Origin of the sequence: Methylibium sp., from assembly GCF_031393925.1 — a bacterium.
Lineage (GTDB): Bacteria > Pseudomonadota > Gammaproteobacteria > Burkholderiales > Burkholderiaceae_C > Methylibium.
Map to the genome: position 1 here is coordinate 1 of NZ_JANMWL010000118.1, position 26,920 is coordinate 26,920.

Sequence of the window (26,920 nt, forward strand, 5' to 3'; positions counted from 1 at the left end):
CCGCGAGGGCGTCACCTTCCTGCTGGCCGAGCAAAACACCCACATGGCGCTGCGCTACGCCGACCACGGCTACATCCTCGAGAGCGGGCGCATCGTCATGGACGGCGCGGCCCGCGAGCTGGCCAACAACGAAGACGTCAAGGAGTTCTACCTCGGCGTCGGCGGCGGTGACCGCAAGAACTTTCGCGACGCGAAGAGCTACAAGCGGCGCAAGCGCTGGCTGGCTTGATCGCTGCAGGAGACCCCCATGACCGACGACAGCAACACCTCCCCGCCCTTCAAGGCCGAAGAAGCCCTGGCGATGCTCGGTCGCCACCTGCGCGACCTGCGCCTGCTAGAGCGCGCCGGGCGCTACGAGTGGAAGGGCGACCCGCTGGTCGAGTTGCGGCTCGATGGCGCCACGATCCGCGTGCGCACCGTCAAGCAACCGGCCCGCTCGCCGCAGTGGTCGACCTTGACGCTCGCGAATGCGGCCGACGTGCGCAAGTTCACCGAAGACTTCAAGCGCCAGTTCGCCCAGTGGAAGCAGCGCGATGAGTGAGTTTTACGACGCGCTCGAGCAGCGCGCCCCGGCCGAGCGCGAGCGCACGCTGATGGCCGCGCTGGCGCAGCAGGTGGCGCACGCGCAAACACACACCCCGGCCTTCGCCGACATCCTGCGCGGCGTGGACGCCTCCCGCATCGCCAGCCGCAGCGCGCTCGCCACCTTGCCGGTCACGCGCAAGCATGAGTTGCTGGCGCGCCAGCAGGCCGCGCGCGCGGCGGGCGGTGACGCGCTCGGCGGGTTCGGTGCGATCGGCTGGCGTGCGCTGGCTCGCCCGGGCAGCGCGCGGCGCGTGTTCCAGTCGCCCGGTCCGATCTACGAACCCGAGGGTGCTGCTCCCGACTATTGGCGCGTGGCGCGCGCGCTGTTCGCCGCCGGCATGCGCGCGGGCGACCTGCTGCACAACAGCTTCAGCTACCACCTCACGCCCGCCGGCTCGGCGATGGAGAGCGCCGCGCATGCGCTCGGCTGCACGGTCTTTGCGGGCGGCGTCGGCAACACCGAGCTGCAATTGCAGGCGATCGCCGAGCTGCGCCCCGAGGGCTATTGCGGCACGCCGAGCTTCCTCAAGATCCTGCTCGACAAGGCGGCCGAGACGGGGCGAGCACTTTCGATCACCAAGGCGCTGGTATCGGGCGAGGCCTTCCCGCCCTCCTTGTGCAAGCTGCTCCGCGCAGGCGGCATCGAGGCCCTGCAGTGCTACGCCACCGCCGATGTCGGACTGATCGCCTATGAAACTTCGGCGCGCGAAGGCCTGGTGCTGGGTGAGGGCGTGATCGTCGAGATCGTGCGCCCCGGCACCGGCGACGTGCTGCCCGAAGGCGAGGTCGGCGAGCTCGTCGTCACCTCGCTCAATCCCGACTACCCGCTCGTGCGCTTTGGCACCGGTGACTTGAGCGCGATGCTGCCCGGCGCCTGTCCCACCGGCCGCACGGCACCGCGCATCAAGGGCTGGATGGGCCGCGCCGACCAGACGACCAAGGTGCGCGGCATGTTCGTCCACCCCGCCCAGGTGGCCGAGATCGTGCGACGCTACCCGGAGATCGTGCGCGCACGACTGGTGGTGAGCGGCGTGATGGCCAACGACGTGGTGGCGCTGCGCGTCGAAGTCGCCACGGCATCAGAAGGCCTGGCCGAGCGTCTCGCCCACACAGTGCGCGACGTGACCCAGCTGCGCACCCAAGTCGAGTTGCTGGCGCCTGGCAGCCTGCCCAATGACGGCAAGGTGATCGAGGACGCGCGCAGCCACGAGTGAGCGGGCGCGCGCCGGGTGCGCGGCGTTGTTTTTCTGCCAAACACGCAGGCATCGGCGCCGGTCTGCTCGAAGACGGCACGCCGCGTGCCCTCTGATAGGTAACGGGGGCGGTTCGGGCTCGTTGTGCAGCGGTGGGCTGCCGGGTTGGAGCAGTCGCCACGTTCAAGGGGGCGCCAGACCTCGCGGGTCCCGGTAGACCCCCGACGTGGTTCCCGCCATGGCTGACGGCGGGCTGCGTCCAAGCATGAGCTGGTGCATCGTTTTCTGCTGCAGGAACTTCCGATGAAACGCATTCTCCTCGTCGCCGCTGCGGCGTTCACCCTCACCAGCGCTCTGGCCGAGTACCCCGACAAGCCGGTCACGATCGTCGTGCCGTTCTCGGCCGGCGGCCCGACCGACAAGGTCGCGCGCGACCTGGCCGAGGCGCTGCGCAAGCCGCTCGGCGGCACACTCGTGATCGAGAACGTCGGCGGTGCGGGCGGCACGCTCGGTGCGGCCAAGGTGGCCAAGGCCGCGCCCGACGGCTACACGCTGCTGCTGCACCACATCGGCATGGCGACCTCGCCCTCGCTGTACCGCAACCTGCAATACAAGACACTCGACGACTTCGAGTACCTCGGCATGATCAACGAGGTGCCGATGACCCTGATCGGCAAGCCCACACTGCCGGCCAACAACTACGCCGAGCTGATGAAGTGGATCGACGCTAACAAAGGCAAGATCAACCTCGCCAACGCCGGCCTAGGCGCCGCCTCGCACCTGTGCGGTCTGCTGTTCCAGAGTGCGCTCAAGGTCGAGATGACGACCGTGCCCTACAAGGGCACGGCCCCGGCCATGACCGACCTGATCGGTGGCCAGGTCGACCTGATGTGCGACCAGACCACCAACACCTCCACACAGATCGAGGGCGGCAAGGTCAAGGCCTACGCCGTCACCACGCCCAAGCGACTGACCACGCCGGTGCTCGCCAAGCTGCCGACCTTGCAGGAGTCGGGCATGAAGGACTTCAACGTCAGCATCTGGCACGGCCTGTACGCACCCAAGGGCACGCCCAAGGCGGTGATCGACAAGCTCAATGCGGCCCTCAAGGTCGCGCTCAAGGACGCCGAATTCGTCAAGCGCGAAGAGGCGCTCGGCGCGGTGATCGTGAGCGACGGCCGCGTCAACCCGGCCGAGCACAAGAAGTGGGTCGAGTCCGAGATCGCCAAGTGGAGCCCCGTCATCAAGGCCGCTGGCCAGTACGCCGACTGACGCTCCAAGGCGACCCCCTCCCCCGGTGCGGTGACCGCTGCCGTCGCACTACAGAAAGCGCAGCCGCAGCACCTGATCCGGTGTCTCTGCCACCCACACCGGCCCTTGCGCCGCAGCGTCGGTATGCAAGGTAAAGCCGCCATCGCCCAGGCCCAGGCCGTGCTCATGCAGCTCGGTGACGACCGCATCGGAGTCGCGAAACGTGAGCGGCAGGTCGGGCGTGCGGCGGCGTTCCTCGCGCCATACGCGCGCGCCCAGCGTGTAGGCCAGACGCCCCTCCTTGATGCCATGCGCCAGCACGCTGTCGGGAGGCGGGAACGGCGTGGCGCGCCACGCCAGGCATTCTTGCCCGAAGCGACCGCCCTGCTTGGAGCCATCGAGATACCAGTCGCATGTGAGCTTGGCGCGTCGTTTGGGCAGGTCGAACAGGAAGGTCCATTGCGCCGCAGCGCCATCGGCCGCCGCGCCGCGCGGCGCGGCCACGCGCTTCAGGCGCGCGTCGCGGTCATGGCGCTGCGCGACCTGCACCGCACGCTCCAATGCATGCGAGGCCAGACTGGGCACACCGCCGCCGGGCAGGCGCTCCAGACCGTCGCGCGGCTCGCGCAAGCTGCTGCGGTCGAGCCAATAGTCAATGCGGTTATGCAGGCGACGCAACGCGGTCATGACGGGCCCTCGGCCGATGGATGCTCGAATGATGTCGCAACGAAGGCCGCAGCCTGCATCGAGCGGGAGAGCGAGCAACGCAGCGCGCCGTCGGGGTCGGGCACCGCCAGCGCGCCGCGGTGCGCGGACGCGAACATTGCACCGCACAGCGGTTGGAGCAGCACTCGGTTCGTCGACATGGCCTCGCTTGCCCTGGCGGCTCGATCACCGCAATGGTGACCGGGCCATCGTTGATGAGATGCACCTGCATGTCGGAGCCAAAGCGGCCGGCCGTCATGAGCGAGTGGCGCACCGACGCCAGTGCCAGCAGCCGATCGTAAAGCCGGCGCGCCCCGGGTGGTGCCGCGGCGCGCGGAAAGCCCGGGCCAGGGTGAACCGCGACACCTGCAGCAGGCCGCTTGTCGTGCCGTCGACTTCGACGCGCCCCTCGCACACACGCTCGGTTGCGCCGCCTCGGCGCCCGCCGGGCCACCCCGAAGAGGACCGAGCCCCCCACGGGGGGCAGCGAACATCGCGAGCGGGGAAGTCGTTTCCATCACACCAAGTCCTCGGCGTCGCCGAAATGCGCCTCGACTTCCAACGGCAGCAACTGGATGGAGGCACGCAGGCCCGGCACCTCTCTCATCAGCGCCTGCTCGACATCGGCGCGCAGTGCGGCGGCGCGGCCCAGCGTCCAGCCGGAGGGCATGTGCATATGAACGTCGACGAACAGGCGGCGGCCGGCGCGGCGCGTGATCATGTGGTCGAAACGGATCGCCGCATGCGCAAACTGCGCCAGCGTGCGCTCGATGTGCGCCTTGACCTCGGGGGGAGCGGCGCTGTCCATCAGACCGTCCACCGAGCCCCACATCAAGCGCCCGCCCTCGCGCAGGATGTTCAACGCCACTGCGACGGCCAGCGCCGGGTCCAACCACAACCAGCCGGTCGCCGGCACCAGCAGCACGCCGACGACGACGCCAGCCGACGTCCAGACATCGGTGAACAGATGGCGCGCGTCGGCCTCGAGGGCAATGGAGCGCACCTCGCGACCCACACGCAGCATGCGCTGCGCGAGCAGCCCGTTGAGCACGGCGCTGAGCGCCACCAGCGCGACGCCCCAGCCGATCTTGTGCAAGGGTCGTGGCTCGAAGAAGCGGGGCCACGCCGCCCACACGATGGCCAGCGCCGCCACGACGATCAGCAATCCTTCGAAGCCGCTGGCGAAATACTCCGCCTTGGTGTGACCGAAGGGATGATCGGCGTCGGGCGGACGCGCGGCCACGATCACCATTGCCAGCCCGAACGCGGCGGACGCCAGGTTGACCAGCGACTCCATCGCGTCGGACAGCAGGCCCACCGAGTCGGTGAGCCACCACGCGCCGGTCTTCAGTGCCATCGTCGCCAGCGCGACCACGATCGACAGCTTGAGCAGGGCTTGCGCTTGCATCGCGATGTCGGCGGTCGCGAGCGTGCCGGGGCGGTGCAGCGGCGATCAGCTCAGGCTGATGCGCGCGAACTTGCGCTTGCCGACCTGCACGACGAAGGAGCCGGCCGTCAGCTTCAAGGCCTTGTCGAGCACCGTGGCGCCGTCGATGCGCACGCCGCCCTGCTCGATGAGCCGCAGCGCTTCGCTGGTGGAGGGCGCCAGGCCCGCCTGTTTGAGCATCTGTCCGATCGCCAGCGGCGCCCCGGCCAGCGCGACGGCTGCAATGCCCTCGGGAATGCCGCCCTGCGCGCGCAGCTGGAAGTCGGCCAGCGCCTCGTCGGCGGCGCGCGCACCGTGAAAGCGCGTGACGATTTCCTTGGCGAGCATCACCTTGGCGTCGCGCGGATTGCGCCCGCCTTCGCACTCGCGCTTCAGGCGCGCCAGCGCCTCGGCGGGCCGCTTGCTCAGCAGCTCGAAGTAGCGCCACATCAACGTGTCCGAAATGCTCATGAGCTTGCCGAACATGGTGTTGGCGGGCTCGGTGATGGCGACGTAGTTGTTCTTGCTCTTGGACATCTTCTCGACGCCATCGAGCCCTTCGAGCAGCGGCATGGTGAGCACGCATTGCGGCTCCTGTCCATATTCGACCTGCAGCTGCCGTCCGACCAGCAGGTTGAATTTCTGGTCGGTGCCGCCGATCTCGAGATCACTCTTGAGCGCCACCGAGTCGTAGCCCTGCATCAGCGGGTAGAGGAACTCATGCACCGAGATCGGCGTGTTGCCTTTGAAGCGCTTGGTGAAATCGTCGCGCTCGAGCATGCGCGCCACGGTGTAGCGCGAGGCCAATTGGATCAGGCCACGCGCTCCGAGCGGGTCGCTCCACTCGGAGTTGTAGCGAATCTCGGTGCGCGCCGCGTCGAGCACGAGGCTGGCCTGGCGGGTGTAGGTCTGGGCATTGACCTCGATTTGCTCGCGCGTGAGCGGCGGACGGGTCGCGTTACGGCCGGACGGGTCGCCGATCATCGACGTGAAGTCACCGATCAGGAAGATGACTTGATGACCCAGGTCCTGCAGCTGGCGCAGCTTGTCGAGCACCACGCTGTGTCCGATGTGGATGTCGGGGGCGGTCGGGTCCAGGCCGAGCTTGATGCGAAGTGGCACGCCGGTTGCTTCCGATCGGGCGAGCTTGGCAAGCCACTCCGCCTGCGGTAGCAGCTCCTCGCAATGCTGCAGGCTGATCGCCATTGCGTACTCGACGCGGTCGGTGACGGGGTGCTTGCCGTGCGTCTGATCAGCCAGGGCAGGGGTCATGGGCCTTTTGTGGGGTTATCACATCCGCCGCGAAAGGGCCATCGCTAGAATCGCCCGTTTGCGGTGTGGCCGGCATTCTAGAGGACGCCCCGGATCCATCGCCTTATTCGCTGCCCGCCGCACCAGTCGATAGCGCAGCCGCCAAGCCTGCGTCCGCGTTGGCGGGCGCTTACTCGGAACCATTGGCATTGAACTCCGTCGCTCCCCTGAAAAACGCTCTGCTCCAAATTGACGACATTCTCAGGCGCCACCCGCGCCGCCTGACTTCCGTCGTCGTCACGCTCCTTCTGGGTACCGCCGTCACGGCGTTCGGCGTGGCACCGTTGGCCCCCGACGCCGCCAAGCTGCCGCGCCGCGTGCTGACCCAAAGCGTCACGACACAGCCACTCGACGCCCAGTTGCAAGCGCTCGAAACACAGACCCTGGCGCTTTACCGCAGCGACTTGACCCGCAACAGCGACACCGCCGACGCCCTGCTGGCGCGCCTGGGCATCGACGATCCCGAGGCGGCCGCTTTCCTGCGCCGCGACACGCTTGCGCGCACGCTCTTCGAGGGACGCGCCGGCAAGATGGTGCAGGCCATCACTGAAGGTGGCCACCTCAAGGAACTGGTCGCGCGCTCGCCCGCCGCAGCGGCCGAACAGTTCTCGACCCACTTCTCGCGCCTGGTCATCAGCCGCGATGCGATCGGCCTCACGGCGCGCAGCGAGCAGGCACGGCTGGCCACCCAAACCAAGCTCGGCTCCGGAACGATCGAGAGTTCGCTGTTCGCCGCCGCCGACGATTCCCGACTTCCGGACGCGGTGACGGTGCAACTCGCCGAGCTGTTTGCCACCGACATCGACTTTCGCCGCGACCTCAAGCGTGGCGACACTTTCACGGTGCTGTACGAGGCGCTCACCGCCGATGGCGAGCCGGTCGCCTGGAACCAGGCTTCGGGGCGCGTGCTGGCGGCGCAGTTCATCAACGGCGGCAAGACCCACGACGCAGTCTGGTTTCAGCAGACTCAGGTCAGCGGCAAGACCCAGGGCGCTTACTTCGGGCTCGACGGGCGCAGCAAGACGCGCATGTTCCTCGCGTCTCCCATGGCGTTCTCACGCGTCACCTCGGGCTTTTCCATGCGCTTTCACCCCGTCCTGCAGAGCTGGCGACGCCATCTCGGCGTCGACTACGGCGCGCCGATCGGCGCGCCGGTGCGCACCGTCGGCGAGGGTGTCGTCGAGTTCGCCGGGTGGCAAAACGGCTACGGCAACATCGTCATCGTCAAGCATGCGGGCGAGCGCGAGACGCGCTACGCGCACCTGAGCCGCATCGACGCGCGGCGCGGCCAGCGCCTGCAGCAGGGCGACAGCATCGGGGCGGTCGGCGCCACCGGATGGGCGACCGGGCCGCACCTGCATTTTGAATTTCGCGTGCGTGACGAGAACGTCGACCCGATGACCATCGCTCGCGCGTCCGATGTCTTGACGATCGCGCCGGCCTCACGCAACCGTTTCAGCGAACTTGCCCAAACGGCGCGAACGCAGCTTGCCGTCGCGCCGTCGGGCTCCGAGGCGCGCTTCGAGTGAAGGCCGGCCGCGCGGCGGCCCACGGCGTCGGCGGCCGCGCCCGCTGCGGGCGGCCCGCTACTGCGGGCCTGTAGTCCGGGCGACGCCGGCATCCTGTCGATGCGCGAGCTCTACATCGGACTGATGTCAGGCACCTCGATCGATGGTGTCGATGGTGTCATGGTCGACTTTGAAGGCAACGACCTGCAGATCGTGGGGCACCGCCATCGATCTTTCGACCCCTCGCTGCGTGCCGAACTACTGGCCTTGAATCTTCCTGGTGATAACGAACTGCATCGTGCGGCGCTCGCTTCGAACGCGCTGGCCCTGACCTACGCTGCCGTGACCGCCGACCTGTGCGCACTGGGCAAGGGACGCGCCGTGCGCGCCCTCGGCGCGCACGGCCAGACCGTGCGGCATCGTCCCGGCCAGTTCGACGGTGTGGGCTACACGCTGCAGCTCAATGCACCGGCGCTGCTCGCCGAGCTGACCGGCATCGACGTCGTGGCCGACCTGCGCAGTCGCGACGTGGCTGCCGGCGGCCAAGGCGCGCCGCTGGTGCCGGCGTTCCACGCCGCGCGCTTTTGGCGTCCCGGGGAAGACGTGGCGATCGTCAACATCGGCGGCATCAGCAACCTCACGCTGCTGCACGCCGACGGCCAGGTGCGCGGCTTCGACTGCGGCCCGGGCAATGCACTCATGGACCTGTGGTGCCAGCGCCACCGCGGTGAGCCCTTCGACGCCGGTGGGCAATGGGCGTGCGGCGGCGAAGTCGTCTACGCGCTCTTGGCCTCCGCGCTCCGTGATGCCTACTTTGCGTTGCCGCCGCCCAAGAGCACGGGCCGCGACGCATTCCATGCGGCTTGGCTCGAAGCACTGGTCGTCACCACGTCGACGACGGCAGCACCGCCGCGGGACGTTCAGGCCACCCTGTGCGAACTGACAGCGCAGGTGATCGCACAGGACGTGCAGCGCCATCTGGCGGGCGCATGTGAGCTGCTGGTGTGCGGCGGCGGTGCGCTCAACGTTGAGTTGATGCGGCGGCTCACGCAAGCGCTGCCGGGCGTCAGGCTCGCGACGACCGAGACGCGGGGGCTTCCCCCATTGCAAGTGGAGGCCGCGGCCTTCGCCTGGTTGGCGCGTGCCCACGTGCGAGGCGAAGCCGGAAACCTTGCCCTCGTGACCGGCGCTCGCGGCGAGCGCATTCTCGGTGCGATGTATCCGGCATCAGTGAGGCGCTGAAACGACAAGGCCGCCCCGGGGCGGCCTTGCGCAATGCGAGCACGTTCAGCAGATCATCGCAGCCCGATTGCCACAGACCCTTAACTCAGGCAGAGAAGCTCGAGCCGCAACCGCAAGTGCTGGTCGCGTTGGGATTTTTGATGACGAACTGGGCGCCTTCCAAGTCTTCCTTGTAGTCGATCTCGGCGCCGGCCAGGTACTGCAGGCTCATGGCGTCGATCAACAGCATGACGCCGTTCTTTTCCATCTTGGTGTCGTCGTCGTTGACGATCTCGTCGAAGGTAAAGCCGTACTGGAATCCCGAGCAACCGCCGCCCTGCACGAACACGCGCAGCTTCAGCTCGGGGTTGCCTTCCTCATCGACCAGCTGCTTGACCTTGCCGGCCGCACTGTCGGTGAAGACGATCGGGGCAGGCATTTCGGTAGCGATGTTTTCTGCGACGGCACTCATGATGACTCCTGGGATTGGCGATCGTTGACCGCCTTCGTATTGTGACCGAGCGCGGCTGTTCCCGCATTCACTGCCAGTCTGAGTGTGGGTTTGTCTTCGGCACTCAAGGGCCGCAGTTCGCCGTGAACCTGCGCTCCCTGGTGCATTTCGAGGCGTTCATAGCGGACATTGCCTTCGATGTGTGCCTTGGGTTGCAATTCGAGCAACTCATCGGACTCGACCGGGCCCCTGATCTCGCCATTGACGATCACGTGGCCGGCTCGGACCTTGCCGGCAATGCTGGCCTTTTCGCCGATGACAAGCAGATTGCGCTCGTCGCCAAGGGCGATTACGTTGCCCAGCACCCTGCCGTCGATGCGCAGGCCCTCGGTAAAGCGAATTTCGCCCTCGATCACCGTGCCCTCACCAACCAACGTGCGAATTGGCGGCTGTTTCTTTGCTCCAAACATCTTGCTTCCCTCCAACGACGACGCAGCTTGATGAGCTGCCCCTGAACCTGTTCAAAGACGAAGTTCCTGGCTCGCGCGTACGCCTCCTTGCGCGTCGACCACGCGGACCTGCACGCCCTGCAGCACGACCGGGGCAGGGAACTCGAGCATGCCCTCGACCCGTTGGTGCTGCCGGAACTGCAGCGCTCGGCCCTGCGGCAGAGCCTGCGACCACGACTTCCCGTCAAGCTGACCTTGCAAGGTCAGCTCGTAGCGGCCTCTAAATTCAGCAGGCGTCTTGCCCGGCTGCATGACCAGCAGCTGAAAGCGGAGCTGGCCGGTGCTAACGATTTGTGCCTGCAGGCCGCGCACGAAGATGCTGTCCTTGCCGCCCATCGGCAACAGGCGTTCGAAGAATCCGAGATCGCCCTTGAGCGCCATGTTCTGCGCCTCGAGCACCTTGATCTGGCCAAGCAGCCGCTCTTGCGTCGTTCGTTCTGTCTTGAGCATGCTCTCGGCCGTGTTGGCGATGCTTTGAGCCTTGTCGCGTTCGCTGCGCAGTTGGTCGTTGGGTCCTGCGTCCTGGCTCGAGCCGGTGCGGCCCGATCGTCCCGAGTCGTGCAGCACTCGGTCGATGCCCGCTAGGTCCTTGCCCAGCTCTAAAGCCCACAGGGCTAGCGCGGCAGAAAACCCGAGCGCAAGAGCCCACACTGCCCATCGCAGCGGCCAAGGCACGCGGCTGCGCACGATCATTCGGGGGGCACTGATCGACAGACGGCGGCGCAACAGCTTCCAACGCATGGGTGAACCAGAAATTGAAAACTGATTCTAGGCAGGCGTTCCCACGCCGAACCCGCCAATGTGCAACCGAGATCAATGTCCGCAGCGAAACGAAAAAGCCGCCCGAAGGCGGCCTTTTTGCACGGTACGCACGGCAGCGACGAGCCGCCGCAGCGAGCCGGCGATCAGCGCTTGCTGAACTGCTTGCGGCGACGCGCACCGTGCAGACCGACCTTCTTGCGCTCAACCTCGCGAGCGTCGCGCGTCACGAAACCGGCGCGGCTCAATTCGGGCTTGAGCGCCGCGTCGTAGTCGATCAGTGCCCGTGTCACGCCGTGGCGCACGGCCCCGGCCTGACCCGACTCGCCGCCGCCGTGGACGTTGACCTTGATGTCGAACGCTTCGACGTTGTTCGTGAGGAACAACGGCTGCTTGACGATCATGATCGAAGTCTGTCGGCCGAAATACTGCTCGACCGATTTGCCGTTGACCGTGATTTGGCCGCTGCCCTTCTTCATGAAGACGCGCGCCACCGACGACTTGCGCCGCCCGGTCCCGTAATTCCAATTGCCAATCATCGCGTCTCCCTCAAATCGCCAACGTCTTGGGCTGCTGAGCGGTGTGCGGGTGCGTGGCACCAGCATAGACCTTCAGCTTCTTGATCATCGCGTAGCCCAGCGGACCTTTGGGAAGCATGCCTTTGACGGCCTTCTCCAGTGCGCGGCCAGGATGCTTGGCCTGCATGTCCTTGAACTTGGTCGCGTAGATCCCGCCCGGGTAACCCGAATGGCGGTAATACACCTTGTCGTTGGCCTTGTTGCCGGTCACCCGGAGCTTTTCGGCATTGACGATGACGATGAAATCGCCGGTGTCGACGTGAGGCGTGTAGATGGGCTTGTGTTTGCCACGCAGACGGAGGGCCACTTCGCTGGCAACCCTGCCGAGAACCTTGTCGGTCGCGTCAATCACAAACCACTCGTGCGTCACTTCGGCCGGCTTGGCGCTGAAGGTTTTCATGAGGGTCCTGGTGGAGACTGGCTCTTCTCGTGGTCGACGCGGTCGGTGCCTCTTGTGTGGAGCGAGGCCTCTCAGGCGTGACCGGTTCCCGGAGCCGAATGCGGGAAAGAGGAAGAGTATAAGGTTGTTGGTCTCTTGGCGGCAACGGAGCAAGCCAGCGCTACGAACCCACGCGGATGCCCCTTCTTGACGAGCGACTCTACGGTTTGCCTAAAATTCGGGTAAACCCCAGATATGAGCATGCATTCACTTGACGACGACATTCAGGTGCCCATCTCGTCTGTCGGGTCGCCTTCGCCTCGGGACGCCGTGGCGTCCTGGGTTCCGATCCGCTCCTTGACGCGCCGCCACCGGCAGCCGATCACCGCCCATCTGCTTGCACTGCCGCCGCAGGATCGCTATCTGCGCTTCGGCTATGCGGCCAGCGATCAGCAGATCGCACACTACGTCTTGGGAATCGATTTCGAGCACGATGAGCTCTTCGGCATCTTCAACCGCCGGCTTGAATTGATCGCAGTGGCGCATTTGGCTTACGAGGCCGCGCCGCAATTCGCCACACGTCCGGCCCTGGCCGAGTTTGGTGTGTCAGTGCTGCCGCACGCCCGTGGTCGCGGCTACGGTGCGCGGCTGTTCGAGCACGCGGTGATACACGCCCGCAATCGCGGCACCGAGCAGTTGTACATCCAAGCCCTGAGCGAGAACACGGCCATGCTGTCAATTGCGCGAAAGGCCGGCGCGACGCTCGAGCGTGACGGCACCGAATCGAAGGCTTGGTTGAGGCTGCCCGCCGACACCGTAGCAAGCCAGCTCGGGCAAATGATGGAGACGCAAGCCGCCGAAGTGAACTACCAATACAAGCGTCACGCGATCAAGCTCGAGCAGTTGATCGAGGCGGTTGGGCAAGTTCGTGAAAAAATTGCCAAGACGGCGCACTCTGCCTTCAAATGAGGCAGTCGAGGGAGGCATTGCCACACTCAAGTAAGGGGCTTGAGAGGTCGTTGCCCCGGCTAGCATCCATCACCACTCCGTCTGGCAAGTTCGCTGGCGGCGCGGTTTAACCCCCTCATGACAAGTCTCCACTGGTTGTTCCTGTTGCTCGGCTGCGCTGCTGCCGGCGCAACTTTTGCGCTCGGGCGGCGGTCGTCCACGCGCCTGCAACGAGCGCCGTTGCCAACCGAGTGGGCACTTATGGCACGACCTGCCCTCAACGCCGACGAGCGTCGCACCCTGCGCCTGCTGCGAGAGGCGCTTCCGCAGCACATCGTTCTCGCCAAGCTACCACTGGTGCGCCTGTGCCAGCCACGCGATCCGCAGAAAGTGCGCTATTGGTTCGACTTCCTGCGCCCTTACCATGTGAGTTTTGCAGTTTGCAGCGCCAACGGGCGCGTGTTGGCGGTCGTGGACCTAGAACCCGAGCGCGGTCCCTCGCGTCGCGGTACCCGCATTAAGCAAGCAGTGCTGGAAGCATGCCGGATCCGTTACCTGTCCTGCCGCGCCGAGAACCTGCCGCCCGTCGGTGATCTTCAATTGCTGCTGCGGCAACAGGGAACCGCTTCGCGCCCCGCCCCGATTAACTCGCCCCCTGGATTTCACCAGGCGCGCAGCACGCTGTCTGACACGGTGCGCACACGGCGCGCCGAACGCAGCGCACGCTGGGCCGATTCCGGCTACCCACAAGACTCGTTCTTCGCGCCCGACAGCCGTCTTGACGGGGCGCCGTCGAGCGAGTTCGCGCCGCTTGCCGCGGCCGACGACGCGGCCACGGCCACTGCGAATTCCCGCCGCTGAGCCCGCCACTCGCACGGCCGGCCATGCCGGCCGTGCGAGCATCGCGCCATGAGCGACGCCAATCCGTCTCAACCATTTGCCGACCTGACGCCGCACGCCGTGCTCGATGCGCTGGCAAACGTCGGACTGCACGGCGACGGCCGGCTGATGCAACTGAATTCGTATGAGAACCGCGTCTTCCAGGTGGCGCTGGAAGACGGCTCCACGGTGGTCGCCAAGTTCTACCGTCCGGGCCGCTGGAGCGACGCACAAATCCTCGAAGAGCACGGCTTTGCGCTCGAGCTGGAACGAGCAGAGGTGCCGGTGGTCGCGCCGCTCGTCCTCGACACGCCCCGCACGGGCGCAACGCTGCAATGTCTTGGCGACCCACCCACACTCGCGCGCGACGGCTTGCTGCGCTACGCGGTGGCGCCACGGCGCGCCGGCCGTGCGCCCGATCTCGATGATGTCGACACCTTGACGCGCATTGGCCGCTTCATCGGTCGCATGCACGCCGTCGCAAGACAGGGTCATTTCCACGAGCGCCGGCCGCTCAACGTCATGACGCTCGGGCGGGCGCCGCGCGAATGGCTGCTGCAGCACAACCGCGTTGCTTCCAGCGCGAGCGCCAGCTGGGCCAAGGCCTCGCAACGCGCGCTCGACATCGCGCAGGAACGCTTTGATGCGATGGCCGACGTGCGACGCATCCGCGTGCATGGTGACTGCCACCCAGGCAACCTGCTGTGGACGCCGCAAGGCCCGCATTGCGTGGACCTCGATGACGCCACCACGGCGCCGGCTGTGCAGGACTTGTGGATGCTGCTTTCGGGCGAAGCCTTCGAAGCGCGCCGACAAATAGCCGTGCTGCTCGAAGGCTACGAGGATTTTTGCGACTTCGATCGACGCGAACTGCTGTTGATCGAACCCCTGCGAACACTGCGCATGATTCACCACGGCGCGTGGCTCGCCGAGCGCTTTGACGACCCCGCCTTTCCGATCGCGTTCCCGTGGTTCGGCTCGCCGAGCTACTGGGCCGAGCAGACGCAGTACCTGCTCACGCAGATCGACGCGATGAGCGCGCCGTAGCACGCGCGCGCGACCCACAGCGAGCCTCGTGTGCTCGCTGTAACGCTGGCGCGGCGGTGTTCGTTCGGTGGTGAATCTCCCCGCCTGCGGGGTAACAAGAACGGTGGTGAGTCGATTCAATACGCTGCATCGGACCCAAGGTCCTTGTGTGTTGTCGATGTCTTCACTGGGAAGCATCATGAAACGATTCTTATTCGGGCTGGCGACCGCTGTGCTGGCCCTCGGGACCACTGCTAAGACGCTGAGCACCGAGCACTCGCCGGCCGTCAGCACCGTCGACTTCGTCGGCTTGTTCGATCCGTTCTGGGCCTCGCTGCCGAGCTTCACATCCGGCACTTTCGGGCAGATCTCCGTGAGCGGTTCCGCCACCGTGACCTACTCCTTCGTCGGCAGCGAATCGGGCTACGACACCAGTCTTTTCGCGCAATTTTTCGGCCGCTTCGGTACGGCGACCGAAAGCGCCGGCAGCGCAATCGTCGGCGTCGTGAACGAGGGCGGTGCGCTCGACTTCAGTTTCAACGACGGTCACGCCGGTGGCACTGCCACCAACGCGCAAGCCTCGAGCTTCACTGCGGCCACCAACCCCTCGTTCGTCATCCTGGGCAGCAATCTGTCGTTGTCCGGCGCAAGCGAATACCTGCTGGGCTACAACGACAGCTTCCGCGGCGACGCGGACTTCGACGACATGGTCGTGCGCCTGAGCGTCTCACCCGTCCCCGAACCCAGCACCTACGCGCTGATGCTCGCGGGCCTCGGCGTGCTGGGCTTCGTGGCGCGCCGCCGCCGCTCCAAAGCCGGCCCGCGCGCCGGCTTTTTCATACCCGGCTCGACCGCGTCAAACGAGCAAGCCGTTGACCCGGCGCACGTAGGCAGCAGGGTCATCCAATTGCCCGCCCTCGGCCAGCACCGCCTGGTCGAACAGAACCCGGGCCAGGTCATCGAAGCGCTCGCCGCCTTCGAGCCGTTTCACCAGCGCGTGCTGTGTGTTGACTTCGAGAATGGGCAGGCTGTCGGGGGCCGCCTGTCCGGCTTGCTTGAGCAGGCGAGCGAGGTGTCCGCTCATGTCGCCCTCCTCGGCAACGAGACAAGCTGGTGAATCGACTAGCCGCGTGGTCACGCGCACGTCCTTGGCGCGGTCCTTGAGTGTTTCCTTCAGCCGATCAAGCACCGGCTTGAACGCCGCGGCCGCGGCTTCGGCCAGCTGCTTTTCACCCTCGTCCTGCAAGCTGCCCAGGTTGACGGCGCCCTTGGCCACGCTCTGCAGCTGCTTTCCCTCGAACTCGAAGAGATGCGCGAGCATCCACTCGTCGACGCGGTCGGCTAGCAGCAGCACCTCGATGCCCTTTTTGCCAAACAGTTCGAGCTGCGGACTGTGGCGCGCGGCCGCCAGGCTGTCGGCGGTGATGTAGTAGATGGCGTCCTGGCCTTCCTTCATGCGGCCGATGTAATCGGGCAAGGAGACGCCTGCATCGGCCTGCGTCGACGCGAAGCGCAAGAGCTTTGCCAGCCGCTCGCTGTTCGCGCGGTCCTCGCCCACACCCTCCTTGAGCGCCGCGCCGAACTCGCGCCAGACCGTGGCGTACTGTTCCCTCTTGCTGGCGTCGTCGCTGTTGGCCAGGTCTTCCAGCATGGAGAGCACGCGCTTGGTCGAACCCTCGCGGATCGCCTTCACGTCGCGGTTTTCCTGCAGCAGCTCGCGCGACACATTGAGCGGCAGGTCGCTCGAATCGATGATGCCCTTGACGAAACGAAGGTAGCTCGGCATCAGCGCCTTGGCGTCGTCCATGATGAAGACGCGCTTGACGTAGAGCTTGATGCCGCCTTGCTGCTCACGATTCCACAGGTCGTGCGGCGCCTTGGCGGGCAGATAAAGCAACTGCGTGTATTCGCTGCGGCCTTCGACCCGGTTGTGCGTGTAGGCCAGCGGCGGCGTACTGTCGTGGGCGAGCTGCTCGTAGAAGGCCTTGTACTCGGCATCGGTGATGTCGCTCTTGGAGCGCGTCCACAGCGCCGCGGCCTTGTTCACCGTCTCCCACGCGTCCTTGGCGAGGTACGCGCCTTTTTCGCTGTCCCACTCCTCACCGCGCATCAGTATCGGCAGCGAGATGTGGTCGGAGTAGCGGCCAATGACGGACTTGAGCTTCCAGGCGCTCAGGAACTCCTCTTCGCCTTCGCGCAGATGCAAGGTCACCTCGGTGCCGCGCTGAACACGCTCGATGGTTTCCACCTCGAAGTCGCCGCTGCCCTCGCTGCTCCAGCGCACGCCGTGCTCGACGCTCAGGCCAGCGCGGCGCGACTCCACCGAAATGCGGTCGGCCACGATGTAGCCGCTGTAAAAACCCACGCCGAACTGCCCGATCAGTTGCGTGTCCCGGGCCTGTTCGCCCGAGAGCTTGCCGACGAACTCGCGCGTGCCGCTCTTGGCGATGGTGCCCAGGTTGGCAATCGCCTCTTCGGCGGACATGCCAATGCCGTTGTCGCTGATGGTGATGGTGCGGGCTTCCTTGTCGAAGGCCACGCGAACTTCGAGTGTCGACTGGTCCTCGTACAGTGCCGCGTCGTGGAGCGCCTCGAAGCGCAGCTTGTCGCAGGCGTCCGAGGCATTGGAGATCAATTCGCGAAGGAAAATCTCCTTGTTAGAGTAGAGCGAATGGGTCACCAGGTGCAGCAGCTGCTGCACCTCGGCCTGGAAAGACAGGGTCTGCTTGGTCATGGGCTGACTCGGGATGCGTTGAAGAAGAGCGAGTTGGCGGCGGCGCAGCGGGGGCGCTCGATCACCGGCCGGAATTGTGAGGCCGACCGCGGGCGTTTCAAGACCCTCGACCCGGCCTGAAGCAAGAACGCTCACCGGCTGCCGCGCTCGGCGCGCAGCGTTTCGAGAGACCTGCGACCCATGCCGATGTCCGACCCGTCCCTGAGCAGCGCCCCGCTGTGGACCCTCGAAGGCCTGCGCGGCGCCGACCCGGTGCTGGGCATCGCCCTGCTCATCATCATCGCCGTCGTGGCCGGCGAGGCGGTGCGCCGCTGGACGCGCCTGCCGCGCGCCTGCGGCCACATGCTGGTCGGCGTGATCGCAAGCCCGCTGGCCCTGCGCCTGCTCGAACGCACCGACCTCGACCCGTGGAAGCCGCTGCTCGACCTTGCGGTGGGAGTGCTGGTGTTCGAGCTGGGCGCGCGCATCCGCCCGCGCTGGCTGTTCGATAACCCGGCGCTCGCGCTGCAAAGCCTGGCCGAAGCCCTGTTCGCGGCTGCCGCCGTCACCGGCTCGCTCATCGTGCTGGGCGCCGCACCGATGTCGGCTGCGCTGGCGGGTGCGGTGGCCATGGCGACCTCGCCGGTCATCACCATGTCGGCCATGCACGAGTGGCAGCCACGCGGCCAGGTCACCGAGCGCCTGTTGATGATGACCGCGCTCAACAGCGTGTTCGCGGTGTTGGCGCTCAAAGCCTGGCGCGTCATCGCCACGGCCGACGCGCCGATCCGCGCCGAATGGCTGCCCGCGCTCGCCAACGCCGTGTACGTGCTGTGCGGCTCCTTCCTCCTCGGCGCCGTGCTCGGCCTGGCCTTGACCTATCTGTCGCGGCCGATGCGTCGCACCATGGCGAGCGCGGTGCTGCAGATCGGCCTGCTCGTGCTTGGCGCGCTGCTGGCAACGCAATGGACGCTGTCGTCGCTGCTCGCGCTGCTGGTGGCAGGCGTGGTGGCGCGCGAGCGCATGGGCCACGGCCTCACCATCGAGCCGCAGCTGGGCACGGCCGGCGCGTCACTGACCGTGCTGCTGTTCGTGAGCCTGGGGCTGGTCAGCACGGTGGAGAACCTGCTGGGCTTGTGGCCCTGGGTGCTGGCGATCATCGTCGCGCGCATGGTCGGCAAGGGCATCGCCGTGGCCGCGCTGGCCCGACCCAGCGGCCTGGGTTGGCGCCAGGCGTTCGGCCTCGTGCTGGCCTTGCAACCGATGGCGCAGTCGGCGCTGCTGCTGGGCGCCAGCACCTACGGCTGGCCCGCCGACGCGCCGCTGGTCGATGCCGGCGTGCTGCAGGCGCTGCTCATCGCGGTCACCCTGATGCAGTTCAGCGGCCCGGTGTGGGCGCTCGTCGCGCTGCGCCACGTGGCCCAGGAAATACCGACCCGGAATTGACGCCATGGCCTTGCAGGATTTCACCCCGTCCGAGCCGCTCACCCTGGGCGTGGAGCTCGAGCTGCAGTTGCTCTCCACCCACGACTTCGACCTTGCCCCACAGGCCGAGGATCTGCTGCGCGAGACCGCCCGGCACGGCGGCGCCTGGGACATCAAGCCCGAGATCACGCGCAGCATGATCGAGATCGGCAGCTCCATCCAGCGCCGCCATGGCCCGCTGCGCGCCGAGTTGCGCGACATGCGCGACCAGCTCTCCAGCGCCGCGCGCAAGCTCAACATCGCCATCGCTGGCGGTGGCACGCACCCCTACCAGCACTGGAGCGAGCAGCAGATTTATCCGGGCGAGCGCTTTCGCTACATCAGCGAGCTCTACGGTTACCTCGCCAAGCAGTTCACCGTGTTCGGCCAGCATGTCCACGTCGGCTGCCCCGACGGCGACCAGGCGCTGTGGCTGCTGCATGCGCTGTCACGCTACGTGCCGCACTTCATTGCGCTGTCGGCCTCGTCGCCCTATGTGCAGGGCCAGGACACCGGCTTCGACTCGGCGCGGCTCAATTCCGTGTTCGCGTTTCCGCTGTCGGGCCGTGCGCCCTTCGTGCTTGGCTGGCAGGAGTTCGGTGGCTACTTCGACAAGATGACGGCCACCGGTGTGGTCCAGTCGATGAAGGACTTCTACTGGGACATCCGTCCCAAGCCCGAGTTCGGCACCATCGAGCTGCGCGTGTGCGACACACCGCTCACCGTCGACAAGGCCGCGGCGCTGGCCTGCTACCTGCAATGCATCTGCCGCCACCTGCGCGAAGAGCGTCCCTTCGAGCCGAGCGAGGACGACTACCTCGTCTACACCTTCAACCGCTTCCAGGCCTGCCGCTTCGGGCTGGACGGCGAGATCGTCGACCCCAAGACCAAGCAGCGTTCGCGCCTGCGCGACGACATCCTGCGCACCCTCGTGCGGCTGGACGAACACGCGCTCGACCTCGAAGCGCTCGACGCCACGCAGTTGCTGCGCGACTCGCTGTTCGACGGCAACGACGCGCGATGGCTGCGCGCGCAGCGAGCCGACGCCCTGCCCTTGGCCGCCGTGGTCGAAAGCGCCGCGCGGCGCTGGGGCGATTGATGGCGATGGCGGGCCACACCATGCACGCAACGATCCTCGACTCCGTGCTCACCTGCCCGCACTGCGGCCACGCCAAGCGCGAAACCATGCCGACCGACGCCTGCCAGTTTTTCTACGAGTGCGAGCGGTGCAAGCTGCTGCTGAGCCCCAAGGCCGGCGACTGCTGCGTCTATTGCTCGTTCGGCTCGATCAAATGCCCGCCGGTGCAGCAGGAGCGGGGCTGTTGCGGCTGACTGCCTCTGAGAGTTTCCAGGGCCAACCGAGACGGTCGCGGGCCTGACTTCCTCTGCCTCTGGGAGAGGGTCGGGGTGAGGGATTCGCGGCCTTCTTGCGGCATTACTCCCTCTCCCTCCGAGAGAGGCTTGGGGTGAGCGTTTTCTTCGCGGCGACGCGCCGCCGCCTCATCATCAAGTACGCCGCCGGCACCACGAACATCGACAGCAGCGGCGCGGTCACCATGCCGCCGACCATCGGCGCCGCAATGCGCTGCATCACCTCCGAGCCGGTACCGCCGCCGAACATGATCGGCACGAGGCCGGCGATGATCACCGCCACCGTCATCGCCTTGGGCCGCACGCGCAGCACCGCGCCCTCACGGATCGCCGCCAGCAAATCGGCGTCGCCGGTTTCGCCGCGCGCCGTTCGCACCTCCCAGGCCTGCTTGAGGTACAGCAGCATGATCACGCCGAACTCCGCCGCCACGCCCGCCAGCGCAATGAAGCCGATGGCGCCGGCCACGCTCAGGTTGTAGCCCAGCAAGTACAGCAGCCAGAAGCCGCCGATCAGTGCGAACGGCAGGGTCGCCATCAGCAGCAGCGCCTCGCCCCAGCGCCTGAAGGTCAGGTAGAGCAGCACGAAGATGATGAGCAAGGTGAACGGCACCACCAGCTTGAGTTTCGCGGTGGCGCGTTCGAGAAACTCGAACTGCCCCGACCACGACACCGAATAGCCGGGCGAAAGCCTGACCTGCTGCGCCACCGCCCGCTGCATGTCGAGCACCGCTGATTTGAGGTCGCGCCCGCGGATGTCTACATACACCCAGCCCGACAGGCGCGCGTTCTCGCTGCGCAGCATCGGCGGCCCGTCGCTGATGCGCACCTCGGCCAGGTCCGCCAGGGTGATGCGCGCACCCCGTTCGGTCAGGATCGGCAGGCGCCTCAGCTTGTCGAGCGAATCGCGCGTCTCGCGCGGGTAGCGCACGTTGATCGGGAAGCGCTGCCGGCCCTCGATGGTCTCGCCGACGTTGTCGCCTCCGACCGCGGTGCTCACGACCGACTGCACGTCGGCGATGTTCATGCCGTAGCGTGCCGCGGCGTCGCGGTTGATCGTCACGTCCACATAGCGACCGCCGGTGAGACGCTCGGCCAGCGCACTGCTCACGCCGGGCACGCCCTTGAGCACGCGCTCGATCTCGCCGGCGATGCGGTCGATCTCGGCCAGGTCGGCGCCCGCCACCTTCACGCCCACCGGGCTCTTGATGCCGGTGGCCAGCATGTCGATGCGGTTCCTGATCGGCGGTACCCAGATGTTGGACAGGCCCGGCACCTTGACGATGCGGTCGAGCTCGTCCACGAGTCGGTCCTGCGTCATGCCGGCGCGCCATTCGCTCTTGGGTTTGAACTGGATGGTGGTTTCGAACATCTCCAGCGGCGCCGGGTCGGTGGCGGTCTCGGCGCGGCCGGCCTTGCCGTAGACCGAAGCCACCTCGGGCACGGTGCGGATCAGCCGGTCGGTCTGCTGCAGCAACTGAGCCGCCTTGCCGGCCGACAGACCCGGCAGCGCGGTCGGCATGTAGAGCAGGTCGCCCTCGTCGAGCGGTGGCATGAATTCGCCGCCTATTCTGCTGATCGGCCACCAGGTGCTCGCCAGCAGCAGCACGGCCACCGCCAAGGTCGTGCGCGGCCATGCCAGCACGCCGTCGAGCAGCGGCCGGTAGAGCGCGATCAGCCAGCGGTTGAGCGGGTTGCGGCGCTCGTCGGGAATGCGGCCGCGGATCAAATAGCCCATCAGCACCGGCACCAGGGTCACCGCAAGGCCTGCCGAAGCCGCCATCGCATAGGACTTGGTGAACGCCAGCGGCGAGAACAGGCGCCCCTCCTGGGCCTCGAGCGTGAACACCGGGATGAAGCTGAGGGTGATGATCAAGAGCGAGAAGAACAAGGCGGGGCCGACTTCGGTGGCCGCGTTGCCGATGATCCGCCAGTGCTCGGCATTGCTTGGCATTGCTCCCTCTCCCCGCGAGGGTAGAGGGTTGGGGTGAGCCATCGCAGCGGCCGCGCGGGGCCTTGATTGCTCCTCTCCCCTCTGGGAAGCGGCTGGGTGAGGGGCCACCGCAGCGGTCGGTTCCGGCTGTCCCCCTTCCCAACCTTCCCCCAGGGGGGGAAGGGGCTGTACGGCGCTGCCGGTGACCGCGTGGTCGCGGTGCCACCGCTCCAGGTGCTTGTGCGCGTTCTCGATCATCACCACCGCCGCATCCACCATCGCGCCGACCGCAATCGCAATGCCCCCGAGCGACATCACGTTCGCGTTCACCCCCTGGTAGTGCATGACGATGAAGCTCACCAGCACGCCCAGCGGCAGCGAGACGATCGCCACCAGCGCCGAGCGCAGGTGGAACAGGAACGCGAAGCACACCAGCGCCACGACGATGAACTCCTCGACCAGCTTGCGGCTCAGGTTGGCAACCGCGCGCTCGATCAGCCCCGAGCGGTCGTAGGTCGGCACGATCTCCACGCCCTTGGGCAGGCTCGCCTGCAGCGAGGCGATCTTGGCCTTGACGGCGGCGATCGTCTCGAGCGCGTTCTTGCCCGAGCGCATCACGATCACGCCGCCAGTCGCCTCGCCCTCGCCGTCGAGCTCGCCGATGCCGCGCCGCATCTCCGGGCCGACCTGGATGCGCGCCACGTCGGCCAACCGCACGCTCACGCCCGCATCGGTGGCGGCGAGCGGAATCTTGCGAAAGTCGTCCAGCGACGCCAGCAGCCCCGATGCGCGCACCACGTACTCGGCCTCGCCGAGCTCGAGCACCGAGCCGCCGGCCTCCTGGTTGGCGCGCCGGATCGCCTCGATCACCCTGCCGTGCGGGATGTTGTAGGCCGCCAGCTTGTCGGGATCGAGCACCACCTGGTACTGGCGCACCATGCCGCCCACCGAGGCGACCTCGGCGACATTGGGCACGGTCTTGAGCTCGTACTTGAGGAACCAGTCCTGCAACGCGCGCAACTGGCCGGCGTCCATCTGGCCGCTGCGGTCCACCAGCGCGTACTGGTAGATCCAGCCCACCCCCGTGGCGTCGGGCCCGAGCGCGGGTTTTGCAGCTGCGGGCAGGCGCGATTGCACCTGGTTCAAATATTCGAGCACGCGCGAGCGCGCCCAGTAGAGGTCGGTGCCGTCCTCGAACAGCACGTAGACGAAGGAGTCGCCGAAGAAGGAATAACCGCGCACCACCTTCGCACCCGGCACCGACAGCATGGTGGTGGTGAGCGGGTAGGTCACCTGGTCCTCGACGATGCGCGGCGCCTGGCCCGGGTAGGGCGTGCGGATGATCACCTGCACGTCCGACAGATCCGGCAGCGCATCGAGCGGCGTGCGCGCCAGCGACCACACGCCCCAGGCCGTGACGCCCACGGTCGCCAGCAGCACCAGCATTCGGTTGACGATCGACCAGCGGATCAGCGCGGCGATCACGGCCGGGCTCCCGAGGCCTCGGCGGCCGGGCTGTCGGGTGGCAGCAGCGTCAGGAAGGTGAGCTGCGGCCCCTGCTGCGCGTCCAGGTAGAACTCGAAGTCGACGCGATCGCCCGGCTCCAGCCCGCGCGGTATGTCCTTGGCCGGCGGCGCCTTGAAGTCCATCGTCATCGCGGCCCACTTGATGCTGGCGATGGCGCCGTGGCTCAAGCTGAAGCTGTCGCGGCCAATGGCTTCGATGCGCGCCGTGCCGCGGTGGCGCTCGGCCGTGTTAGCGGCGCCCGGCTTCGGGGCGTCATTCAGGCGCGCTTCCACGCCCTTCAGGCTCGCTTCCGAATCGATCAGGAACTGCGCGGACACCACCACCCGCTGCCCCGCCGTGAGCCCGCGCCGCACCTCGCTCTGCCCGCCCGATTCCAACCCCGCCTCCACCTCCACCGGCGTGAAGCGCCCGCCCTCCTCGGCCAGCAGCACCACGGTGCGCTTGCCGGTCTGGATCAAGGCTTCGGTGGGCACCAGCAGCGCTTTCTCCTCGCGCTGGTCGATGAACTGCATGGTGGCAAACATGCCCGGCACCAGTCGATAACCGGGGTTGTCCAGCTCGACCCTGGCCTTGATCGTGCGCGTGGCCGCGCTCACCTCCGGCAACACCGCCTGCACCGTGCCGCGAAACACCGTGCCCGGCGCGCCCGGGCTCCTGGCCTCCACGCGCGTGCCCGGTCGCAGCAGCGCGGCCTGCGCCTCCGGCACCTCGGCCACCGCCCACACGGTGGCCAGGCCGTTGATGCGCGCCAGCAGCGCACCGGGCGCGACCGTCATACCCTCGCGCACCGCCAGCTCGCTCACCACGCCGGCCGCGGGCGCGCTCAGCGTCAGGCGCGGGCGCAGCACACCGGCGCGCTCGACCTCGGCGATCTGCCCCTCGCTCATGCCGACCAGCCGCATGCGCTGGCGCGCCGCCGCGACCAGTGAGTCGTCGCGCACGGCCGAGCGCCGCAGCGAAAGAAACTCCTCCTGCGCCGCCACCCAGTCGGGCACGTAAAGCTCGGCGATCGGCTGGCCCTTGGCCACACGGTCGAGCGTGGCGTGCACATGCAGCTTTTCCACATAGCCCATGGCGCGCGCCTGCAGCACGAACTGGTCGCGCTCGTTCCAGGCAATGCTGCCGACGGCCGACACCTGCGGCGACAGCATGCCCTCGGTGACGAGCGCGGTGCGCACGCCCAGGTTCTGCTGGATGCGCGGGCTCACGGTGACCTGGCTCGCGTCGGCCCCGGCGCCGCCATAGACCGGCACCAACATCATGTCCATGAAGGGCGACTTGGCCGGAGAGTCGAAGCGCTTCCCCGGCACCATCGGGTCCTGGTAATAGAGGATCGGCTGGCCGGTCTTGGGGTCGACCTGCCCGGCCTTCAGGCCTTGTTCGATGTGGCGGCGCGTGGCGGCCTCGCCTTCGGCAATGGTCTGGGGCACGGCGGCGGTCTGGGGTGAGCCGCTCGTCATCGGCGCCGTGGCCGCCGTGCCGCCGGTCGCGGCGACTGGCGCAGCGCGCTGCACGCCCAGCCTGTACAGGCCATAACCCGCACCGGCCAGCAGCGCCGCGGCGATCACGCCGATCAGTAATTTTTTGTTGGTTTGCATCGTGGGCTCCATCGCCAGGCTCAACGGCCTGCGTCCAAGGGGATCAGGTAGGTGAGTTGCGCCCAAAGGCGCCCCGTCTCCGCCTCGAGCCGCACGCGCTCCATGCGCACGTCGATCTCGGCGCGACGCGCCTCCAGCACGGCCGCCAGCGCCCCCGGCCCGCCTTGGTAGGCCGAGAGCGCCGCGCGCTTGCGCTCGGCGGCGAGCGGCAGCAGCGTCCTCTCATAGCGGGCCAGGCGCTCGCGGTTGCTCTGCCACTGCTGCAGCCAGGCCTTGATGTCGGCCAGGTGTTCGCGCGTGGCCTCCTCGCGCTCGGCGCGCCTTTGCTCGACGACCGAAAGACGAGCGGACAGCTCGCGCTGCTGGCGGTTCTTTTGGTCGAGCTGCAAGGGGATCGAGACGTTGATCGACACCATGTTCGAGTAAGACGGGCCGCGCTGGCTGAACATCACCTCGGCGCTCCAATCCGCGCGCTGCTCGCTGCGCGCGACCTCGGCCTCGGCCTGGGCGACCTGCTCCTGCCCGACCATCACCGCGAGTTCCGGGTGGCGGTCGATGACGCGCTCCAGCTCCTCGCGACCATGCACCTGCACCGTGTCGGTGGCGGGTGGCGCGGCGAGCGTTCGGGCGGCCGGCGCGTCACCGATCCAGCGCGCGAGCCGCGTCGTCGCGGTGGCGAGTTCGCGCTCGGCCTGGTCGATGCGGTCGTCCATCTGGGCGAGCGCGGCGCGCGCGGCCAAGGCGTCCGCCTGCGTGCCGCGGCCGCCTCGGTAGGCGGCGTCTGCCGCCTCGATCTGCAACGCCGCCTCGCCGCGCTGCGCGCGCAGCAGGTCGACCAGGCGCTGCTGGTGGTGGCGATCCAGCCAGGCGATCGCGGTGTCGCGCTGCAGCCTGGCAATCGCCAGGGAACGGCCGGCCTCGGCCACCTCGGCCTCGCGCCCGTAGCGTGCGGCGCGCGCCTGGCGCTTGGCGGTTCGCGTGAACTCCTGCGCCACGCCGATCGAGCGCATGGTCATGAAGTCGCGCGTGACGCTGTAGCGGTCGGGGCCGTCGCTCGGCAGGTTGTTCAGCCCCGCCTTCAAGGTCGGGTCGGGCCGCGTGCCGGCGGCCACCGCCAGCTCGCGCGCGGCGTTGGCGGCGGCGTCCTGCGCGGGCAGTTGCTGCGAGCGCGCCTGGGCGAGCAGCAGCGCCTCGTCGAAGGCGAGCGCGGGCTCGGCATGAACCGGCGGCGAGGCAGCCAGCGCGGCGCCGCACAGCGCCAGCAAACGGGCGGCGCGCCCCAAGGGCGAAACGATGAACATGGAATCTCCTGACGGACGAGCGGGGCCGGCCGGAGCCGGCGTGCATCACCGCGCAAGGCGGCGACGCGGCGCGTGCAGCGTCTAGAAGATCAAACTCGCCTGCAGCAATGCAGCACGGTGTGCGGCGGAGGTGGTGGCGCGGCGAGCGCCCACTCGCGCGCCGCCAAAATTTCAACGCGCGCCACCGCCTCGCTCGGCCGCGGCACGGCGTACAGCATCGCCAATACCGCGTCACCCGGCAGCGGCGCACTCGCATGCTCGGCACTCTGCTCGCCGAAGCGGCAATG

General features: G+C 67.5%; 24 protein-coding genes and 4 pseudogenes. 13 read left to right on the forward strand and 15 right to left on the reverse strand.

Annotated elements, in window-relative coordinates; all coding sequences use genetic code 11:
- From RMO12_RS06800 to RMO12_RS06815, 4 genes and pseudogenes are all read left to right on the forward strand, one after another.
- Positions 1-229, forward strand: a pseudogene (locus RMO12_RS06800) (ABC transporter ATP-binding protein); the annotation flags it as partial.
- 18 nt (positions 230-247) lie between these two features.
- Positions 248-541 (forward strand): hypothetical protein, encoded by a 294-nt coding sequence (locus tag RMO12_RS06805; protein WP_309626970.1) that lies wholly within the window; start codon positions 248-250, stop codon positions 539-541.
- A complete protein-coding gene (locus RMO12_RS06810; RefSeq protein ID WP_309638704.1) occupies positions 534-1,799 on the forward strand; it encodes an AMP-binding protein in 1,266 nt (421 codons plus the stop codon). The genes RMO12_RS06805 and RMO12_RS06810 overlap by 8 nt, the downstream gene beginning before the upstream one ends.
- 282 nt (positions 1,800-2,081) lie before the next feature.
- Entirely contained in the window at positions 2,082-3,050 is a 969-nt protein-coding gene (locus RMO12_RS06815; RefSeq protein WP_309638705.1) for a tripartite tricarboxylate transporter substrate-binding protein, read from the forward strand.
- Between the two features lie 48 nt (positions 3,051-3,098).
- Here RMO12_RS06815 and RMO12_RS06820 read toward each other — a convergent pair whose 3' ends face one another.
- From RMO12_RS06820 to tyrS, 5 genes and pseudogenes are all read right to left on the reverse strand, one after another.
- Positions 3,099-3,716 carry a hypothetical protein gene (locus RMO12_RS06820; protein WP_309624476.1) on the reverse strand — a complete coding sequence of 206 codons (618 nt, stop codon included), beginning with the start codon at positions 3,714-3,716 and terminating at the stop codon, positions 3,099-3,101.
- Positions 3,713-3,895, reverse strand: coding sequence for a hypothetical protein (locus RMO12_RS06825; protein ID WP_309624490.1), 183 nt, complete (start codon positions 3,893-3,895; stop codon positions 3,713-3,715). Before RMO12_RS06825 ends, RMO12_RS06820 begins: the two co-directional genes overlap by 4 nt.
- A gap of 41 nt (positions 3,896-3,936) precedes the next feature.
- Positions 3,937-4,212: pseudogene (locus RMO12_RS15955) on the reverse strand (D-aminoacyl-tRNA deacylase); the annotation flags it as partial.
- A gap of 39 nt (positions 4,213-4,251) precedes the next feature.
- On the reverse strand, positions 4,252-5,142 hold the full coding sequence (locus RMO12_RS06830; protein ID WP_309638706.1) for a cation diffusion facilitator family transporter: 891 nt from the start codon (positions 5,140-5,142) through the stop codon (positions 4,252-4,254).
- Positions 5,143-5,187: 45 nt separating this feature from the next.
- The gene (gene tyrS / locus RMO12_RS06835; protein ID WP_309638707.1) at positions 5,188-6,432 is read right to left on the reverse strand and encodes a tyrosine--tRNA ligase; all 1,245 of its coding nucleotides are present in this window, start codon (positions 6,430-6,432) and stop codon (positions 5,188-5,190) included.
- Between the two features lie 314 nt (positions 6,433-6,746).
- On the opposite strand from tyrS, the gene RMO12_RS06840 reads away from it, so the two are divergent.
- Together RMO12_RS06840 and RMO12_RS06845 are read left to right on the forward strand one after the other, a co-directional pair.
- Positions 6,747-8,000, forward strand: coding sequence for a peptidoglycan DD-metalloendopeptidase family protein (locus tag RMO12_RS06840; protein WP_309638708.1), 1,254 nt, complete (start codon positions 6,747-6,749; stop codon positions 7,998-8,000).
- A gap of 99 nt (positions 8,001-8,099) precedes the next feature.
- Positions 8,100-9,221 carry an anhydro-N-acetylmuramic acid kinase gene (locus RMO12_RS06845; RefSeq protein ID WP_309638709.1) on the forward strand — a complete coding sequence of 374 codons (1,122 nt, stop codon included), beginning with the start codon at positions 8,100-8,102 and terminating at the stop codon, positions 9,219-9,221.
- A gap of 85 nt (positions 9,222-9,306) precedes the next feature.
- On the opposite strand, the gene erpA is transcribed toward RMO12_RS06845, so the two are convergent.
- The 5 genes from erpA to rplM form a co-directional block, all read right to left on the reverse strand.
- The gene (gene erpA / locus RMO12_RS06850) at positions 9,307-9,672 is read right to left on the reverse strand and encodes an iron-sulfur cluster insertion protein ErpA (protein ID WP_309638710.1); all 366 of its coding nucleotides are present in this window, start codon (positions 9,670-9,672) and stop codon (positions 9,307-9,309) included.
- Positions 9,669-10,121 (reverse strand): polymer-forming cytoskeletal protein, encoded by a 453-nt coding sequence (locus RMO12_RS06855; protein ID WP_309638711.1) that lies wholly within the window; start codon positions 10,119-10,121, stop codon positions 9,669-9,671. The genes erpA and RMO12_RS06855 overlap by 4 nt, the downstream gene beginning before the upstream one ends.
- 51 nt (positions 10,122-10,172) lie before the next feature.
- A complete protein-coding gene (locus RMO12_RS06860; protein WP_309638712.1) occupies positions 10,173-10,901 on the reverse strand; it encodes a DUF6776 family protein in 729 nt (242 codons plus the stop codon).
- Positions 10,902-11,065: 164 nt separating this feature from the next.
- A complete protein-coding gene (rpsI, locus tag RMO12_RS06865) occupies positions 11,066-11,458 on the reverse strand; it encodes a 30S ribosomal protein S9 (protein WP_309624484.1) in 393 nt (130 codons plus the stop codon).
- A gap of 10 nt (positions 11,459-11,468) precedes the next feature.
- Positions 11,469-11,897: a 50S ribosomal protein L13 gene (gene rplM, locus RMO12_RS06870; protein ID WP_309624485.1), complete on the reverse strand. Its 429-nt coding sequence runs from the start codon at positions 11,895-11,897 to the stop codon at positions 11,469-11,471.
- A 240-nt stretch (positions 11,898-12,137) separates the two neighbouring features.
- Between rplM and RMO12_RS06875 the strand changes: the two genes are divergently transcribed.
- The 4 genes and pseudogenes from RMO12_RS06875 to RMO12_RS06890 all read left to right on the forward strand — a co-directional run.
- Complete coding sequence (locus RMO12_RS06875; RefSeq protein WP_309638713.1) at positions 12,138-12,845, forward strand: GNAT family N-acetyltransferase; 708 nt, start codon at positions 12,138-12,140, stop codon at positions 12,843-12,845.
- A 117-nt stretch (positions 12,846-12,962) separates the two neighbouring features.
- Entirely contained in the window at positions 12,963-13,685 is a 723-nt protein-coding gene (locus RMO12_RS06880; RefSeq protein WP_309638714.1) for a hypothetical protein, read from the forward strand.
- Positions 13,686-13,733: 48 nt separating this feature from the next.
- A complete protein-coding gene (locus tag RMO12_RS06885; protein ID WP_309624488.1) occupies positions 13,734-14,750 on the forward strand; it encodes a serine/threonine protein kinase in 1,017 nt (338 codons plus the stop codon).
- A 697-nt stretch (positions 14,751-15,447) separates the two neighbouring features.
- Positions 15,448-15,537 (forward strand): annotated as a pseudogene (locus RMO12_RS06890) (FxDxF family PEP-CTERM protein); the annotation flags it as partial.
- 48 nt (positions 15,538-15,585) lie between these two features.
- Here the strand turns inward: RMO12_RS06890 and htpG are convergent.
- Positions 15,586-17,463, reverse strand: coding sequence for a molecular chaperone HtpG (htpG, locus tag RMO12_RS06895; RefSeq protein ID WP_309638715.1), 1,878 nt, complete (start codon positions 17,461-17,463; stop codon positions 15,586-15,588).
- 180 nt (positions 17,464-17,643) lie between these two features.
- Between htpG and RMO12_RS06900 the strand changes: the two genes are divergently transcribed.
- From RMO12_RS06900 to RMO12_RS06910, 3 genes are read left to right on the forward strand one after another with little or no spacing between them, the layout of a single operon-like run.
- Positions 17,644-18,888 carry a cation:proton antiporter gene (locus tag RMO12_RS06900; RefSeq protein WP_309638716.1) on the forward strand — a complete coding sequence of 415 codons (1,245 nt, stop codon included), beginning with the start codon at positions 17,644-17,646 and terminating at the stop codon, positions 18,886-18,888.
- A gap of 4 nt (positions 18,889-18,892) precedes the next feature.
- A complete protein-coding gene (locus RMO12_RS06905; RefSeq protein ID WP_309638717.1) occupies positions 18,893-20,005 on the forward strand; it encodes a YbdK family carboxylate-amine ligase in 1,113 nt (370 codons plus the stop codon).
- A gap of 20 nt (positions 20,006-20,025) precedes the next feature.
- Complete coding sequence (locus tag RMO12_RS06910) at positions 20,026-20,238, forward strand: GDCCVxC domain-containing (seleno)protein (protein WP_309638718.1); 213 nt, start codon at positions 20,026-20,028, stop codon at positions 20,236-20,238.
- Between the two features lie 103 nt (positions 20,239-20,341).
- On the opposite strand, the gene RMO12_RS06915 is transcribed toward RMO12_RS06910, so the two are convergent.
- The 4 genes and pseudogenes from RMO12_RS06915 to RMO12_RS06930 form a co-directional block, all read right to left on the reverse strand.
- A complete protein-coding gene (locus RMO12_RS06915; protein WP_309638719.1) occupies positions 20,342-23,692 on the reverse strand; it encodes an efflux RND transporter permease subunit in 3,351 nt (1,116 codons plus the stop codon).
- Entirely contained in the window at positions 23,689-25,332 is a 1,644-nt protein-coding gene (locus tag RMO12_RS06920) for an efflux RND transporter periplasmic adaptor subunit (RefSeq protein ID WP_309638720.1), read from the reverse strand. Before RMO12_RS06920 ends, RMO12_RS06915 begins: the two co-directional genes overlap by 4 nt.
- A 20-nt stretch (positions 25,333-25,352) precedes the next feature.
- Positions 25,353-26,633, reverse strand: coding sequence for a TolC family protein (locus RMO12_RS06925; RefSeq protein WP_309638721.1), 1,281 nt, complete (start codon positions 26,631-26,633; stop codon positions 25,353-25,355).
- Positions 26,634-26,722: 89 nt separating this feature from the next.
- A pseudogene (locus tag RMO12_RS06930) lies at positions 26,723-26,920 on the reverse strand (hypothetical protein); the annotation flags it as partial.

Coding starts and splice junctions, on each gene's coding strand:
- RMO12_RS06825 (WP_309624490.1), bottom strand. CDS start 3,895: ATGTCGACGAACCGAGTGCTGCTCCAACCGCTGTGCGGTGCAATGTTC.
- RMO12_RS06855 (WP_309638711.1), bottom strand. CDS start 10,121: ATGTTTGGAGCAAAGAAACAGCCGCCAATTCGCACGTTGGTTGGTGAG.
- RMO12_RS06920 (WP_309638720.1), bottom strand. CDS start 25,332: ATGCAAACCAACAAAAAATTACTGATCGGCGTGATCGCCGCGGCGCTG.
- rplM (WP_309624485.1), bottom strand. CDS start 11,897: ATGAAAACCTTCAGCGCCAAGCCGGCCGAAGTGACGCACGAGTGGTTT.
- RMO12_RS06880 (WP_309638714.1), top strand. CDS start 12,963: ATGACAAGTCTCCACTGGTTGTTCCTGTTGCTCGGCTGCGCTGCTGCC.
- htpG (WP_309638715.1), bottom strand. CDS start 17,463: ATGACCAAGCAGACCCTGTCTTTCCAGGCCGAGGTGCAGCAGCTGCTG.
- RMO12_RS06815 (WP_309638705.1), top strand. CDS start 2,082: ATGAAACGCATTCTCCTCGTCGCCGCTGCGGCGTTCACCCTCACCAGC.
- RMO12_RS06875 (WP_309638713.1), top strand. CDS start 12,138: ATGCATTCACTTGACGACGACATTCAGGTGCCCATCTCGTCTGTCGGG.
- tyrS (WP_309638707.1), bottom strand. CDS start 6,432: ATGACCCCTGCCCTGGCTGATCAGACGCACGGCAAGCACCCCGTCACC.
- erpA (WP_309638710.1), bottom strand. CDS start 9,672: ATGAGTGCCGTCGCAGAAAACATCGCTACCGAAATGCCTGCCCCGATC.
- RMO12_RS06845 (WP_309638709.1), top strand. CDS start 8,100: ATGCGCGAGCTCTACATCGGACTGATGTCAGGCACCTCGATCGATGGT.
- RMO12_RS06860 (WP_309638712.1), bottom strand. CDS start 10,901: ATGCGTTGGAAGCTGTTGCGCCGCCGTCTGTCGATCAGTGCCCCCCGA.
- RMO12_RS06810 (WP_309638704.1), top strand. CDS start 534: ATGAGTGAGTTTTACGACGCGCTCGAGCAGCGCGCCCCGGCCGAGCGC.
- RMO12_RS06925 (WP_309638721.1), bottom strand. CDS start 26,633: ATGTTCATCGTTTCGCCCTTGGGGCGCGCCGCCCGTTTGCTGGCGCTG.
- RMO12_RS06900 (WP_309638716.1), top strand. CDS start 17,644: ATGCCGATGTCCGACCCGTCCCTGAGCAGCGCCCCGCTGTGGACCCTC.
- rpsI (WP_309624484.1), bottom strand. CDS start 11,458: ATGATTGGCAATTGGAATTACGGGACCGGGCGGCGCAAGTCGTCGGTG.
- RMO12_RS06905 (WP_309638717.1), top strand. CDS start 18,893: ATGGCCTTGCAGGATTTCACCCCGTCCGAGCCGCTCACCCTGGGCGTG.
- RMO12_RS06820 (WP_309624476.1), bottom strand. CDS start 3,716: ATGACCGCGTTGCGTCGCCTGCATAACCGCATTGACTATTGGCTCGAC.
- RMO12_RS06830 (WP_309638706.1), bottom strand. CDS start 5,142: ATGCAAGCGCAAGCCCTGCTCAAGCTGTCGATCGTGGTCGCGCTGGCG.
- RMO12_RS06885 (WP_309624488.1), top strand. CDS start 13,734: ATGAGCGACGCCAATCCGTCTCAACCATTTGCCGACCTGACGCCGCAC.
- RMO12_RS06910 (WP_309638718.1), top strand. CDS start 20,026: ATGCACGCAACGATCCTCGACTCCGTGCTCACCTGCCCGCACTGCGGC.
- RMO12_RS06805 (WP_309626970.1), top strand. CDS start 248: ATGACCGACGACAGCAACACCTCCCCGCCCTTCAAGGCCGAAGAAGCC.